Raw genomic sequence first — 15,470 nt, 5'->3', positions numbered from 1 at the left:
TTATTAAAAAAGCTACGTCCAAAGAGACTCTTACTCAAATTAGTATTAGTAATCGATTGTTAGCGGGAGGAATGATGGCTTTACCGACGCCGATGTGAATTACGACCCCGCTTTGAGGACGAGACCAATTTTTGAAAGGGTGTTTGAAAAGTAAGGTATATTGTAAAAAAGCTATCTCAGTATACGTTGTGAATAGATAATAAACAGTATCGAGAAAGTAACATGAGTAAAGCTTACCCTAGTAACCTGACCCACACACAATATGAATTTCTTAGGGACTTGATTCCAGAAGCGAAACTGGGTGGTCGCGAACGTGAAGTCCATATGTGGGAAGTTATCCAATACTTCTCGGTTAAGAATTAAGCAGTATTTGGCAGTTCCTCAAACAGCCACTTAAAAATGAACTTTTCTCTGACTTACAAGCTTTACGCGATCACATTCAAGAACTGTTTGACCAACTCACACTTGAACAGGTGATGTCTGTTTCTTCTTATAACTTTATCTTAGAAGCCCTTTTCTATGCAGCTTCACATTAAATTGGTATAAGTAATGGGGAGTGGGGAATGGGGAATGGGGAACTCGGGGCCCCCACGGAGTGGGGATTAGGGGCATGGGGACTGGGGAGTATGTCAGTTGTTTTTTAATGACAAATGACAAAGCGCAAAGTCTGAGCGGAGGTTTCCTCCGATCAGAACTTTGTAAGAGAGGACAAATGACAAATGACAAACATCATCCTTCACGTCTCACGGGCAAAGGAGCAGGTTGGACACCTACTTGGACAATTTGCCCATTCCGTTCCACTTCTATTGGTAATTTAGTACCGATTTTGCTGTTTTCTACTAGCTTTTGTACTTCTTCAATTTTAGTAACAGGCTGGCTATTAATGCTTTTAATCACATCACCGACTCGTAGCCCACTTACAGATGCAGGCGATCGCGGCACAATCTCAACCAGCAAAACGCCGTCATTTGCTGTAATATTTAAGCGATCGCCTGTGATATTTTTGATTTTTTCTTTATTTTCTGGTGTCAATGTCACCATCTGAACACCCAAATAAGGATGATCCACTTTACCTGTTGCAATTAATTCTTGGGCAATTTTTTGCACAGTGTTAATCGGAATAGCAAATCCCAAACCTTGAGCGCCTCGAATAATAGCTGTGTTCATCGCAATCACTTGGCCACGCGTATTTAACAGTGGGCCACCGGAATTACCAGGGTTAATCGCAGCATCCGTTTGGATGTAATCAACCCGCTTGTCGCTAGCACCGATATCGCTACCAGAACGACCTGTAGCACTAATAATCCCAGAAGTAACGGTATTATTCAAGCCTAATGGATTACCGATGGCAATTACAGCTTCTCCTGGTTGTAAGGCATCAGAGTTACCCACAGATAGGGTTGGCAGATTATTAGCGTTAATTTTAATCGTAGCTACATCCGTTACCGGGTCTTCACCCAAAACTTTACCGTCAAAAGTCCGGCCATCTTTGAGTGTGACAGTCACTCTATCAGCACCGTCTACCACATGGGAATTGGTCACAATTTGACCTGAAGAATTAATGATAAATCCAGAGCCGCTACCCCGCTCTACGCGTTGTTGAGGCTGTGGCGCACCGTCTCCAAAAAACCGTCGGAAAAATGGATCGTTGTTAAACTCGTCTGGTACGCGAGAAGTGATTGTTCGAGAAGAATCAATGCGAACTACCGCAGGCCCCACCTGTTGCACTACTTTCACCACAAAATTAGGATCTCCAGAGGAAGAGACAATTGGCAGGGCGGCAATTACTGGATTAGGTTCTACTATCTTTTCGGCTTGAGTCTGGCTTGGTCGAGTCTCAAAGGTCTTAGCAGGTAGAAGAGAGCAGCTCCCCAGGAACACCACTACTACCCCATATGAGAGCATCCCCAGGATATTATCTGCTCCGCATCTTTTCGGCAAACCCCTGAGAGCAATATTTTTGGGCGCTGAGTGATGGTTTGTTGTCTTCATGTGTCGTTGCTTCTCCGTGTCAGTCTGTGGGTGTTAGGATCTTGCCTATCGGGTATGTCCCAAAATGATTACAACTTAAAAGCTTATTTTAGGTCTAGCGTGTCTCAATGCTAAATTGGTGCTTTCTCTTCTATTGTGACGATTAGCAGCAAAGGTGGTGGATAATGGAAATTCCCATAGAAAGTCTATGGAGTCAGGTACTAGAGCGCCTACAGCTTGAACTATCCCGACCGACCTTTGAAACTTGGATTAAAACTGCTAGTGCGGAGCGATTAGAAAATAATTGCTTGGTTATCCGTACTCCTAACCCATTTGCTCGTAATTGGTTACAGAAGCATTACATCAATACCATTGCTCATGTAGTACAAGATATTCTCGGTCATCCCGTGGGAATTTACATTACCGTTGCTCAAGGTGATGAAGTTTCTCATTTTAGTGAACGAGAGATTTCTTGGGAATCACCAAATCCTAGCAGTATTTCTGAAGCTGTTCCTAATCACAATCATAAAACTACTGAATTAAACTCTAAATATGTCTTTTCACGGTTTGTAGTTGGTGCCAACAATCGGATGGCTCACGCTGCTTCTTTGGCAGTTGCAGAATCTCCAGGTAAAGAATTTAATCCTTTATTTCTATGCGGTGGTGTCGGTTTGGGTAAAACTCATCTCATGCAGGCTATTGGTCATTATCGCTGGGAAATTTCGCCTAATTGTAAAATATTTTATGTTTCAACTGAGCAGTTTACTAATGATTTAATTACAGCGATTCGTAAAGATAGTATGCAAAGCTTTCGAGAGCATTACCGAGCCGCCGATGTTTTATTAGTTGATGATATTCAGTTTCTGGAAGGGAAGGAATACACCCAAGAAGAATTCTTTTATACTTTTAATACTTTACATGAAGCTGGTAAACAAGTTGTGATTGCTTCTGATCGTCCTCCTAACCAGATTCCTAGTTTGCAAGAACGGCTTTGTTCTCGGTTTTCTATGGGGTTAATCGCAGATATCCAAAAGCCGGATTTAGAAACTAGAATGGCAATTTTGCAGAAAAAAGCCGAGGATGAAAATATTAGTCTTCCCCGCGACGTGATTGAGTATATCGCTTCTAACTATACTTCTAATATTCGAGAATTAGAAGGAGCTTTAATTCGGGCGGTGGCTTATATTTCTATTTGGGGCTTACCGATGACGGTAGAAAATATCACACCAGTTTTAGAACCGCCTAATGAAAAAATGGCAGCTACCCCAGAAGCAATTTTAAAGATTGTGGCGGATAATTTTGATGTTTCTATAGACGACCTCAAAAGTAACTCACGACGAAGGGAGATTAGCTGGGCGCGTCAAATAGGAATGTATCTCATGCGCCAACACACGTCTCTGAGTTTGCCGAGAATTGGCGAAGAGTTTGGTGGTAAAGACCATACAACAGTAATCTACAGTTGCGATAAAATTACCCAACTTCACCAGAGCGATCGCACCTTAGCACAAACAATCCGCCAACTGAGCGATCGCATCAATATGACTAGTACATCACAGCGTAAATAAACATACCATTCAAAATGGTGCAAAAGCTTGAATACAATTATCTTAACTTTTGACTTCCGCCTTGCGGTACTAGCCGTTCCCAAAAACCATCCTGAAGATGGATTTAAGTTTTCCACAACCAGCACTCTGATCGTTAGCATTGATGGCTGAATAATTAGTCAAGAATATTAAGTAAGGTATAAAAATTGATTAAATTTAACTTAGATTGTGGAAAAAATCTTACTTTTTGTGGATACATTTGTGGAAAACTTGATATTTTGCCGATAAAACTTAATTAAGTATAATTACTTTGTGGAAAAGTACTTGAGTTTTTCCACAAGTTTTCCACAAGGTAAACTTGCGTAACTATGATTGCAACAGAAATTGTAAAATTTTCTAGTAGTCTGTCAAGTTTGCTGAGTTTGTAGTGAGCGCTTTAGCGCTCAAATCAACAACTAAAGTCCTTACTACGAACTTATTCACCGATCATAATAGATGGGATGAGTCGGACAACTGTTCGACCTCGCAGCCTACCAAGCTATCCGACCCGGTTTTATATTCGGAGATTGTTACCAACCTCACTGGAGTAGGTCTGGACTCTTCTTGGGTACACCCGATAAATTCCCATTCATCAGTTCTGACAGCATTCGTCAGCGATGCCTACGCACTAACTAGAAAACAGCGATCGCATACTAACATTGAAGAAGAATACATTTGTCAGAATTCAGGAGCAAAGCCGGAGACGTTTCCGTTGCTCCGGTCAGAATCAACACGCTCGATGACTCGCTCTTTGTGGCGCTATCAGTCTCTTATTCAGACCCGCGACTACGAAAGTTGACCACCAAATCTACGATTTGGTGGGGGTTTTAAACCCGGTTATTCAGTCGCTAACACTACGCTATCCGCAATTTCTGTCAAAATACCTTTCCTGTATTCTGACGACTGACGCATGTATTCTGTTCGATAAGGGTGTTAGGATATCTTTCACCAGCTGCATCTGACTTATGAAATTAGTTTGCTCCCAAAGCGATCTCAGTACAAATCTCTCACTCGTTAGTCGTGCAGTCCCTTCACGACCAACTCATCCAGTACTTGCCAATGTGCTGCTCCAAGCGGATGCTCAAACTAACCAAGTAAGCTTAACAGCCTTTGATCTCAGCTTGGGAATCCGCACCAGCTTTAACGCAGAGGTATGGCAAGGAGGCGCGATCGCACTTCCTGCTAAGTTACTTGTAGACATCACCTCTCGTCTTCCAGAAGGCGAAATCACTCTAGACGATGAATCAGCCCTCACAGGTGCAACATCTGGTGGAGAAGGTTTAATAGTCACACTCACACCCAAGAGTGGACATTACCAAGTACGAGCAATGGGGCCTGAAGAATTTCCTGAACTACCTATAATTGAAAATACGGAAGTAATCCATCTCACCACCACCGCATTAATTGAGGGATTACGCGGTTCATTATTTGCTACCAGTGCTGATGAAACCAAGCAAGTACTGACTGGGGTGCATTTAACAGTTAAACAAGATACCCTAGAATTTGCAGCTACCGATGGACATCGCCTAGCAGTGGTAGAAACTAGCAACGAGCGTCCTCTAGGCGGAACTAGTGAACTAGAAGTGACAGTACCAGCTAGAGCATTACGCGAACTACAACGAATGCTAGCTCATAGTGCCTCATCAGATGAACCTGTAGCTTTATATTTCGATCAAGGTCAAGTTGTGTTTGCATGGCAAAATCAACGCTTGACTAGTCGCACATTAGAAGGGCAATATCCTGCATATCGACAACTAATTCCGCGTCAATTTGAGCGACAAGTGACAATTGATCGGCGACAATTTGTTAGCACTTTGGAGCGGATTGCTGTGCTAGCCGATCAGAAAAATAATATTGTCAAACTCAGTATTGACAGCGACGCTCAAGAAATTACCTTATCTTGTGAAGCTCAAGATGTGGGCAGTGGTAGAGAGTCAATGCCGGCACAGATTTCTGGGGAGAATATAGAAATTGCCTTTAACATTAAGTATTTGATGGAAGGCTTGAAAGAGTTACCATCTACCGAAATTCAAATGCATTTAAATCAAAGCCTAACTCCAGTAATTTTTACGCCATTGGGTGCTTTGAAAATGACCTATTTAGCTATGCCTGTGCAACTTAGAAGTTAAGCGTCAAACGTCACTCGCCTTAAACCTCTTAACCAGCCACAGGGCTGGCTGCCCAACCTACGGAAGTTAATGGTGCGATTTTGTGATTTGTATAATCGGAATTTCAATCCAAAATTCTGTACCTAACCCCAGCTGAGAATCACATTTAAACACACCACCGTGTTTATCTACGACAATTTGGTAACTAATTGACAACCCCAAGCCAGTGCCTTTCCCCACTGGCTTAGTAGTGAAAAATGGGTCGCAGATTCTTGGTATCAGAGGCTCCGGTATTCCTGGGCCATTGTCCGCAATGCGAATTACTACGCTCTTGACATTGCCTTCCATCTCTCCAAGAGCAGTACGGATGGTAATTTGACTGCTATGAGGATTTGATTGAGATTCGCTGTAATCTTCTAAAGCATCGATCGCATTGCTTAAAACATTCATAAATACCTGATTTAGTGGGCCAGCAAAGCACTCTACTAAGGGAAGATCGCTGTATTCTTTGACTAATTCAATAGCCGGACTTTCTGGTTGTGCTTTCAACCGATGCTGCAAAATTAACAAGGTGCTATCAATGCCCTCGTGAATATCAACTGGCTTCATTTCCGCGTGGTCTAGGCGAGAGAAATTCCGTAAACTCAAGACAATCTGACGGATGCGCTCAACCCCAACTTTCATGGAAGATAACGTTTTGGGCAAATCCTCGATGAGAAATTCTAAGTCTATTTCTTCAACGCGATCGCTAATTTCAGGGCTGGGATTGGGGGTATTTTGCAAATAGAGGTCTAGTATACTGAGTAAATCTTGAGCGTAATTGTTGACATGATTGATGTTGCCATAAATGAAGTTCACGGGGTTATTAATTTCGTGAGCAATACCAGCTACCAGTTGACCTAGTGAGGACATTTTCTCAGTTTGGATCAGTTGGGTTTGAGTTTGCTTTAAATTATCCAGAGCTAGAGTCAACTTTTGGGTCTGCTCCTTGGTCTGATTATGCAATTGAGCTTGTTGAAGTGCAACCCCAAGCTGATTGGCAATTTGAGTAATAAACTGAATTTCTGAGCTTTCCCAGTGGCGGGGTGCAGAATTCTGATAAGCTGCTAGCAAGCCCCATAGCTGTTGCCCGATAAATATAGGTGCGATCGCATAAGCCCTTGCTTGAATTTGCTCTAGAGCCGTAACGTGGCATTGAGAGTGGCCAGCTTGATAGATGTCATCAACTGCAAAGCTTTCATTGTGACGATATCGCCCACCTTGGGTTTCCTGCAAATAGCTATCTTGCCAAACTGTTTTGGTATTAGAAGTTACTAGCTTTATCCAGCTATCACCCACAAACTCGGCGATATATTCACCACTCCAATCAGCCTGGAACTGGTAGACTGCAACTCGATCTGCTTGTAATGATTGACAGATTTCTTGGGTGGTTGTCTGAAAAATTGCATCTAGATTAAGAGATTCCCTAACTTTGGCAACAACTTCAAACAATGCCCGTTGTTGTTCTGCTGCTTGTTCCAAATCTAATGCTTGCTGTCGGGTCTGAGTAAGTAAATCAGCTTGCTGGACTGCTACCCCCATTTGGGCAGCAATCTGACTGAGAAAGTTAACTTCAGAGGCTTTCCATTGCCGAGAGCCAGTGTGTTGATAAGTTGCCAGCAAACCCCAAAGTTTTTGCCCAACAAAAATCGGAGCAAGCACAAAAGCGTGAATTTGAAACTGCTCTAGATTGTCGATATGACACTGAGCAAACCCCATCTTGTAGATGTCATCGACTGCAAATGTTTCATTGTTGCGGTAGCGTCCTCCCTGTGTGTCTTGTAAGTAGGTGTCATTCCAAATTGTATTAATACCTAGTTCTGACTGATTCGACCAGTATGGACTAGCAGCCTCGAAATCCCCGACAAATTGACCACCCCAACTAGAATCGAAACGATAAACAGATACGCGATCGGCTTTGATTAATTGACAAACCTCTTTAGTAGTGGTTTTAAAAATGGTATCTGTGTCAAGAGATTCCCGAATCTCGGCAATAACTTGAAACACAGCCTGTTCTTGTTCAGCTGTCCGTTGTAACTCAACTGTGCGTCTTTTAACTTGTTTTTCTAAATTTTCATTGAAGACTTGTACTTGTTGGTATAGTTCATATTGCTGAACTGCTGAAGCAAAGTGTTTACCGAGGTCTTTAGCCAGTTCAATCTCTTCATCCGTCCATTTTTGAGCTTGTGCTTTTTTAGATTCGCGCCAAACCTCAAAGGATAAACGGGGGTACAGTTGCCTTTGATCGCTGTCATACTGCCCCGCCCAGAGAGTCTCTGTATCTATTTCGTCACGGAAAATACTTAAGTAGCCCAGCAACTGTTGACGATATAGGAGTGGGATAATCAACATGCTGCGAATTTTAGTTGGTTGAAAAGCAACTTGCAAAGTTCGCAAGCTAGAAGTTTTATATATATCTAAAATCGCCCAAACATCGTAGTTACTAGAGTTGTAGTGTTCCTGCCAGACACTATACTGCTCGATCAGTGGATATATAGTTTGTTCTGGCATCACAGGTTGCTGTCCACAGATATAAAGCTTAAGACAATTATTTCCTGGTATTAAGCATTCTGTTAAGCTGGTGACGTTGCCATTGTGAAAATCAAAAGCTGCATTTCTAATGCAAAGCCTGCCACCAACACCATTAAAGGCAGCAACAACTGCTTCTAGGGCTGGTTGTAGTACAATTGTTGGTAATGAATGTAGTAAAGTAGCAACGCGGTTAATAATCGCTTCGCGTTCGGCTGTTTTGCGGACTTGAGTTAGAAGGGTACTTTGAGCGATCGCTACTGACAGTTGATCCACTACCATCTGTACTGCTTCTAGTTCATATTCTGAAATCAAACGCCCTTGGGAATTATGAGACACCAGCAGCCCCCAGAGTTGATCTTGATAGATAATAGGCGCTACCACAGAGGACTTTACCCCCATTGCCGTCAAATATTCAATATGACATGGGTCTACAGGGCGGTAACGGATATCCTCTGATCTAGTTTCTCCATTTTCCAATTCATGGAGGTGACTTTGACCAATCTCTTGAGTATCAAGATTCACAACAGAACGCACCCGTGATTTAATAAATAGTTCACGGGCGGCGAGTGGAATATCCTCAGCAGGAAAATTCAGCCCCAGTAGCGACGGCAACCGATTTTCGTAAATTGACTCAGCAATCACTTCACCACTACTATCGGCATGAAATTTGTAGATCATCACTCGGTCAGTTTTTAGTAGCGATCGCACCTCTGCCGTTGTTACAGTGATAATTTCTTCTAACTCTAAGCTTCGTCGGATACGGTTTGTTATGCGGCGTAGTAAACTTTCTTCATAGCGACATAAGGGCAAATCTTGTTCAGGGTTGGAGGTCATTGCTTATAGCAAAATAAATCAATAGTTTGCAAACTGAGATCATTAAATCTAAAGCCATTTTGAGATTTATTTTATTCATTTGTCTACAGTGAAACTACTGGCAAATTATTAATAAAAATATTTATTTACCCTTTAGGAAAATTCACCAAAACATCACAAAAACAGACGCTAAAAGAATGGCGTCTGTACTAGCTACAAGAAAAGATTCTTGCTTTTTAGTTTTGGCTTTTTATCAAACTTTGCTGTCGCAACAAACTTAAACTCTTATATTGTCACTAAAGCGGATTTTCAGATAGTCGTCTTCTATCTTTGCCCCTCCTGGTTGTAGTGCTGCTAAGGCTTGCGGTAAAACTAAGTTACGACGGTGGTTCCCAATAGTAATGTTTAATTCGTCCCCATTCTTACTCAGTTGAACTTGGTCTTTAGGAATCCCAGGTAAATAAATTTCTAGGCTGTATTGGTTCTGCTCTTGCACGACTCTCATAGTCGTTTCTTTGTAATAAACCTGAGTTGGATCTTCATCTTTATAGAGCGTTTCCTTCAGGCGTTCTAAGGCAGGCAATCCGCACATTTCCTCAGAAAATAGTGGAACTTCTTTCACAGGTAGAGGGTGGAAATTATCATGAATTTCCTGGCGATATTGCTCCTGACTTTCCTTCCAACGTTGGAAAAATGGGTCTTGGACTTCATTGGGAATAATCCGATTAGCCACTATTAAATCTGTTGCAACATTATACAAACTCAGATAAGCATGGGCACGAAGAGACTCTTTAATCACCATCTTTTCGGGATTTGTTACCAGACGCACTGAGGTTTGAGTATTGTCTGTTAATACTTTTTCCAGAGCTTCAATTTGTTCATAAAACTCATAAGGTGCATCCATCACCTCTTTATCTGGTAGCGAAAAACCAGCAATTGGTCTAAAAAAAGGTTCAACCAGAGGGCGAAGTGCTACCGAGATGTTTTGAAATGGTTTGTAAAAACGGCGCATATACCAGCCACCGACTTCAGGTAAACTCAGTAAGCGCAGTGCAGTGCCCGTGGGGGCTGAGTCAATAATTAAGACATCAAACTCACCTTCATCGTAATGGCGTTTCATCCTTACCAAGCCAAAAATCTCATCCATGCCTGGTAAAATGGCCAATTCTTCCGCCTGTACGCCATCTAAACCCCTTGCCTGTAAAACTTGGGTAATGTAACGTTTCACAGCACCCCAGTTTCCCTCCAGTTCTTGCAGCGCATCCAATTCTGCACCCCACAAATTTGGGCGAATTTTTTGGGGTGCATGTCCCAGTTCCATATCAAAACTGTCTGCCAGGGAGTGAGCGGGATCTGTACTTAAAACCAATGTCTGATAGCCTAGTTCCGCACAACGGAGTCCAGTTGCAGCAGCAACGGAAGTTTTACCCACGCCGCCTTTACCGGTCATTAAAATTACACGCATAGATGCTTCTGTCCTGCCTGAGGATTTTATTACATTTATTTACATTATCGACTGTTTAAGAAAAATAAATGCTGTTTCACCACCTCTAGGCGTGAACAATATAACCGTTAAGTTGACACCAATGAGTTTACCTGACTTTTCACGTCATCTGGAAAAGCCCATGAAAATCTAACCCCCTAACCCCATTCCCGTGTCGGGAAGGGGGAAAATTTAAAGTCTCTCTCCTTCTAGGCTACGGTGTACACACAAGTCATCGGATTACCGAAAAATCTTGAAAAACCTCACCCTGGTTCTGCTACGCTTTCACCTGTCCCTCTCCTTAGTAAGGAGAGGGAAAGATTTACCCTTGAGTAAAGCGAGGCTGAGGTTTTTGATTTGTGGGTTATAGATTCAATTGGGATAGGGAATTTTCGACTTGTGTGTACACCATAGCCTTCTAAAAGAGAGATGAAGAAGAGAGGTTTTCCAGATGCGGTAGAAAAGTCAGATGAGTTTATTTCTTATTCCAGAGACTTAAAAATGCTTGAGAGATGACTGGAGTGATCTGACTTTGTAAGTAAGTTAGTGCATCACGATGGTTTTGATTATTGTCATCATAATAAGTGAACACATTCGTCAGCTTGACAATCTCAGGATTTTGATCATTTGTCCCCCTCCATTTGTTAGTAACTTTGTGTAAAACGTCCTTGGGTATATTTTGTTGTAAGTTATTTAAGGCTGCGATGTAAGAAGGATTTTGAGGATTCTTTTGGAATTGGAAGCACAAATCTATCAGCTTGAGTTGTGACTGGGGCTGGGGTTGGGGCTTATCTGTTAGACTAGATTGCTGTAGAATTTGACGCTGTTCAATAGTGGCAATGCCATTTTCAGTTAAACCCTGAGATTTCTGAAATCTCTTGACTGCTGTATAAGTGGCTGGCCCATAAAAAGGCAAGTCTTTTGGAATTTCGGCATTGGTTGCAAAACCGTGAAACTTCAATCTATTCTGAAGCCCTTTGACTGTATCTTCCATTACAGTTCGAGTCTCGGAATCAGCGTTACCATTAACCGTAAGTTTTTGTGAGTATTGTTTCTGAAACTTTTTAATCGCTTCTTCAGTAGGATCATCTGTCAAGGAGTTGTTATTCCGCTTCCAGGGAGCAAATTTAGTCAGATCCGGCTTAGGATCAATCTCAGGAGCTAAATATCCCAGCCCAATCAATATATGACGAATGACTTCAGGGCTACTAACGGCCATGCTTTTTGGTTCCTTTGCTACTAAACTACCATTTAATGTATCTTGTTTTACAAATAGTACGTAAGTAGAAATAAACAAATCTAACATATCTTATTAAGGCGTTGCAAAAGTTAAGCGATGTGTGACGACAAGCTGCAACTCTTTGAGACGTTCAGCGTAGGCGACTACACACCGTAAAAAGAAAAGGCGATCGCTTCTTCTCAACTATTGATGATACTACGCAATGTTTCCTTTACACCAGCTTGCAAACGGCTCTCCGTAGTTGTGCGACCGCTCTGAAAAATGCCCATTTCAATCAGCAAGCGCAGACTTATGCTCAACAATTGCAGCGATCGCTCTTATTTTCAATAACTGCTGCGATCGTTTTTAGCAACTCATTGCTCAGTAGCCAAAAAATCAAACTCCGATTTAATATTCCAGCGATTACCGTCGTGAAGCAGTAGCGTGAATTTGTCGGCAGTAAACTCAAAATCCAACTGACGCTTTTTAAATTCTGGCCAAGCAGCTTTAAAGTTTTGCTTTGTTAAATCCCGAAACGCAACTGTCATGTGGGGCGCAAAAGGGCGGGTTTTAGAAACCTTGTCAACAATTTCCAAGTTGCTTTCTGTATAAGCCATTAAATCAGCTTGCAAAGTCAAAAGTTCTTGACTTATGACTACATTAATGTATACGACACGAGGTGCAAAGGCATCAAACCCCCTGAGTGTAATTGCTACAGGCTGTTGTCCATTTGCAAACTCCTTCAAAGATGCTTCTAGGAGTGGCAAGTCAGCATCTCCCCATTCAAACGGCGGTTGCAGGGTAATATGAGGCGGAGACTTTAGCGCCCCACTACTAGCATAGCGATCAGCAAAGTACTGCTTAATTTGGTTGGCGTAGTCTTGAATGTCTTGCGGTGGTAAAAGGGCGACAAAAAAACGGCTCATTCAATTTTAGATTTTGGATTTTAGATTTTGGATTATAAGATTATTGCTGTTGAGTATTTAATGGCAAATGCCGAAAGGATATTACAGATGATAATAGATATAGCGGTGCGTTACGGCTAAATGATCTGCGATCGCACTTAGATATCTAACAGTCACAGATGCGTCGCTTCTCCTGTTTTAGTTAAATCTTCAGTAAATCGCTGTAGTTCGTGTATATTGCTACTCAAACGCTACTCAAAATAGTAATAACTTAAGCAGGATGTCTGTTGTAACTGGAGTAAATAAGCTTATGCCGTGGTTTGTAAAGATTGAAGAAGGTAAAGTTGATAAACCTACCTTTGACCAATATGTACCTGCCCATAAAGCCTACATTCAGGACTTGATTGCAAAAGGACACAAAGCGCGAACAGGCTATTGGGCGGAGCAAAGAGGCGGAATGTTGCTGTTTGAGGCAGCCTCAAAGGATGAAGCAGAAGCAATTGTAGCTGATGATCCCTTGGTACAACACGGCTGCGTCAACTATCAGCTTTATGAATGGCGAATTGTTATGGAATAACACACACTTACTGAATTTTAATGTTATGCTTTTAGAAGACCTGGATCTATGCGATCGCAACACCCAAATCTTGTCAGAACCGGAAGGTAGCAGCAACACGGGAGGCTTGTGATAGGCGTAGTCTCCGGGTCGCCCTATTTTTAGGAGCGTTCAGCAATCATGCCTGGTTTTGGAGATATTGTTCAAAAAGCTTTTTACCTCGGTGTTGGATTAGCTTCTTACGCGGGTGAGAAAGCAGGGGGAAAATTAGCCGAAGTGCGATCGCAAGCCCAAAAACTGGCAGATGAAATGGTGGCAAAGGGCGAAATGAACACAGAAGAAGCCCGCCGCTTCGTTGAAGATATGATCAAGCAAGCCCAACAGCCCCAAGCATCTGGTGAAACCCCTGAAAAAACGCCCGCTTCGGAACCTCGCCGGATTGAAATTTTAGAGGAAGATGAAGAACCAACGGTGAAAGAGGGATCAAATGATCAGAACGTGGATAAATTACGCCAAGAAGTGATAGACCTGCAAGACGAGTTAAAACGATTGCAACGCGATCAGTAAAAAGCATTCTTTGATCGAAATATAAGTAATAAGTGGTAGTTTGACATGGCACTACAGATAGAAGCTTGGTAAGATACATTGCTTAGTGTGTATTTTAGTGCTTGAAGCTAGATAGCACAAATCGTCCTGTTTATAGCCTGTAAAGGCGTCAAGTTTATGGAACAGTGGCAAAAAGATTTAGTAGAAATCGTCGAAACAGTGGCTGATGAAGTAGAGCGTTTCTTCCTGGGAATGAGTGAAGTGGTAGACGCTTTTTTTGAGCTAACGGAAGAAATCACTGAGCAAGCCCCTAACATTCTCACTGAAGTCGATCAGTATTTGCAGGATTTGGCTGAACCAATGTTTGAAGCTTACTGGGAACTGGAAGACATTGTAACAGATGTAGATCCGGGTTTTCCTTATTCAGTTGAACCCACAGCCGAAAAAAATCCTGCCTGTATTGGCTGTAGTCACTACCACGGGCAAGTTTATAATGGTAATTTGTTAGTTTGTGCTATGCATCCTCACGGTTGTGAAGATGAGAATTGTCCAGACTGGGAGAAGGAACAGTATTGAAGAGGAGCAGGGGAAGCAGGGGAAGCAGGGGAAGAATTTCTAACTCTTGACTAATAACTAATGACTAATAACTAATGACTAATGACTAATAACAATTTACCTGAAACTGTATCCCAGGCAAGCGAAGAAATGAAGTATGGCGAACGCGACATTAGCCAAGGTAAACTAATTACTTTTCCGAATCCGCGTGTGGGGAGGCGATATGACATCAACATTACTTTGCCGGAATTTACTTGTAAATGTCCGTTTTCTGGCTATCCTGACTTTGCGACAATTTACGTTAGCTATGTGCCTGATGAACGGGTAGTGGAATTGAAGGCACTTAAGCTTTATATTAACAGTTACCGCGATCGCTACATTTCCCACGAAGAATCTGCCAATCAAATTTTGGATGATTTTGTCGCTGCTTGTGATCCGTTGGAAGTAACTGTGAAAGCAGATTTCACACCTCGCGGCAATGTACATACCGTGGTTGAAGTGCGTCATCAGAAGTACTCATAATGAAAACTTTGGCTTTTAGAGAGGACTTTAGTCCTTTTTACAAGACCCGACGCGATACAAAATCAGGACTGAAATCCTGACTAGGAACATTTTTGAAGGAAGGTTGATTAACCGGACAGGATATATATAAGTAAGTGGGCGGGAAAATTTACAAGTATGTAACGTAAAGTTAACTAAAGCGATTAAAGTTAAATTTTACACGTTTGGTACTGTAATCTCCTTTTTCTCCCTTAGCTTTAATTTAAATATTCGTTCTTATAGCGGTTTTCGTTTGGATGCAATACACTTTGACCTCTCTTTTAAAAGGAGAGAAACTTTGAATCTTACTCCCCTTCCCTCTCTTCTCTACGAGAGGCTGCGCCAACGAGACGCTGCGCGAATGTAGGGAAGGGGCTGTTCTTGTTAGGTCTGTATTTCACTTAACTGAGAACTGCTATATTAGTTTTCTTATACTATTTTATTTACATTTTGTTGATGTCTGACAGTTGGGGTGCAGAATATGGTTTCAAAGCATCCGTTACACATTCTTAGCCACTTATTACTTTTATAACTCTTGGGTTTCATAGGAATTCTTCTCCCTACTGTTGAGATAATGAATCATTAGACATAGGAGTGAAAATCACGTAGGGAGAATCATG

At 42.0% G+C, this 15,470-nt stretch carries 13 protein-coding genes and 1 other RNA gene; 9 read left to right on the top strand and 5 right to left on the bottom strand.

Annotated features, from left to right (window positions below; all coding sequences use genetic code 11):
* Positions 1 to 729: 729 nt before the first annotated feature.
* Positions 730 to 1,992, bottom strand: coding sequence for an HhoA/HhoB/HtrA family serine endopeptidase (locus HWQ23_RS13000; RefSeq protein ID WP_292828814.1), 1,263 nt, complete (start codon positions 1,990 to 1,992; stop codon positions 730 to 732).
* Between the two features lie 164 nt (positions 1,993 to 2,156).
* Between HWQ23_RS13000 and dnaA the strand changes: the two genes are divergently transcribed.
* From dnaA to dnaN, 4 genes are all read left to right on the top strand, one after another.
* Positions 2,157 to 3,536 carry a chromosomal replication initiator protein DnaA gene (gene dnaA / locus HWQ23_RS12995; protein ID WP_292828811.1) on the top strand — a complete coding sequence of 460 codons (1,380 nt, stop codon included), beginning with the start codon at positions 2,157 to 2,159 and terminating at the stop codon, positions 3,534 to 3,536.
* Positions 3,537 to 3,563: 27 nt separating this feature from the next.
* Positions 3,564 to 3,686 carry a hypothetical protein gene (locus tag HWQ23_RS12990; RefSeq protein WP_292828808.1) on the top strand — a complete coding sequence of 41 codons (123 nt, stop codon included), beginning with the start codon at positions 3,564 to 3,566 and terminating at the stop codon, positions 3,684 to 3,686.
* 256 nt (positions 3,687 to 3,942) lie between these two features.
* Positions 3,943 to 4,353: a hypothetical protein gene (locus tag HWQ23_RS12985; protein ID WP_292828806.1), complete on the top strand. Its 411-nt coding sequence runs from the start codon at positions 3,943 to 3,945 to the stop codon at positions 4,351 to 4,353.
* A 166-nt stretch (positions 4,354 to 4,519) separates the two neighbouring features.
* On the top strand, positions 4,520 to 5,683 hold the full coding sequence (dnaN, locus tag HWQ23_RS12980) for a DNA polymerase III subunit beta (protein ID WP_292828803.1): 1,164 nt from the start codon (positions 4,520 to 4,522) through the stop codon (positions 5,681 to 5,683).
* 66 nt (positions 5,684 to 5,749) lie between these two features.
* Here dnaN and HWQ23_RS12975 read toward each other — a convergent pair whose 3' ends face one another.
* The 4 genes from HWQ23_RS12975 to HWQ23_RS12960 all read right to left on the bottom strand — a co-directional run bounded on the left by HWQ23_RS12975 (position 5,750) and on the right by HWQ23_RS12960 (position 12,674).
* Positions 5,750 to 9,067, bottom strand: coding sequence for a GAF domain-containing protein (locus HWQ23_RS12975; RefSeq protein WP_292828800.1), 3,318 nt, complete (start codon positions 9,065 to 9,067; stop codon positions 5,750 to 5,752).
* Between the two features lie 256 nt (positions 9,068 to 9,323).
* Entirely contained in the window at positions 9,324 to 10,511 is a 1,188-nt protein-coding gene (locus HWQ23_RS12970; protein WP_292828797.1) for a TRC40/GET3/ArsA family transport-energizing ATPase, read from the bottom strand.
* A 493-nt stretch (positions 10,512 to 11,004) separates the two neighbouring features.
* Positions 11,005 to 11,835, bottom strand: a complete 831-nt coding sequence (locus tag HWQ23_RS12965; protein WP_292828795.1) for a peptidoglycan-binding domain-containing protein — start codon at positions 11,833 to 11,835, stop codon at positions 11,005 to 11,007.
* A gap of 287 nt (positions 11,836 to 12,122) precedes the next feature.
* A complete protein-coding gene (locus HWQ23_RS12960; RefSeq protein WP_292828792.1) occupies positions 12,123 to 12,674 on the bottom strand; it encodes a 2'-5' RNA ligase family protein in 552 nt (183 codons plus the stop codon).
* A 289-nt stretch (positions 12,675 to 12,963) separates the two neighbouring features.
* Between HWQ23_RS12960 and HWQ23_RS12955 the strand changes: the two genes are divergently transcribed.
* From HWQ23_RS12955 to queF, 5 genes are all read left to right on the top strand, one after another.
* A complete protein-coding gene (locus HWQ23_RS12955) occupies positions 12,964 to 13,230 on the top strand; it encodes a YciI family protein (protein ID WP_292767049.1) in 267 nt (88 codons plus the stop codon).
* A gap of 37 nt (positions 13,231 to 13,267) precedes the next feature.
* Positions 13,268 to 13,364: signal recognition particle sRNA small type (gene ffs / locus HWQ23_RS12950), an RNA gene on the top strand.
* Positions 13,365 to 13,389: 25 nt separating this feature from the next.
* Positions 13,390 to 13,776, top strand: coding sequence for a phasin family protein (locus HWQ23_RS12945; RefSeq protein ID WP_292828790.1), 387 nt, complete (start codon positions 13,390 to 13,392; stop codon positions 13,774 to 13,776).
* 156 nt (positions 13,777 to 13,932) lie between these two features.
* Positions 13,933 to 14,331 carry a hypothetical protein gene (locus HWQ23_RS12940; protein ID WP_292828787.1) on the top strand — a complete coding sequence of 133 codons (399 nt, stop codon included), beginning with the start codon at positions 13,933 to 13,935 and terminating at the stop codon, positions 14,329 to 14,331.
* 81 nt (positions 14,332 to 14,412) lie between these two features.
* Complete coding sequence (gene queF / locus HWQ23_RS12935; RefSeq protein WP_292828784.1) at positions 14,413 to 14,832, top strand: preQ(1) synthase; 420 nt, start codon at positions 14,413 to 14,415, stop codon at positions 14,830 to 14,832.
* Positions 14,833 to 15,470 lie beyond the last annotated feature (638 nt).

Source organism: Nostoc sp. JL33 (assembly GCF_017114985.1).
Lineage (GTDB): Bacteria > Cyanobacteriota > Cyanobacteriia > Cyanobacteriales > Nostocaceae > Nostoc.
The sequence above is the reverse complement of the archived record's forward strand: the minus strand, read 5'-3'. Positions and strand labels throughout refer to the sequence as shown.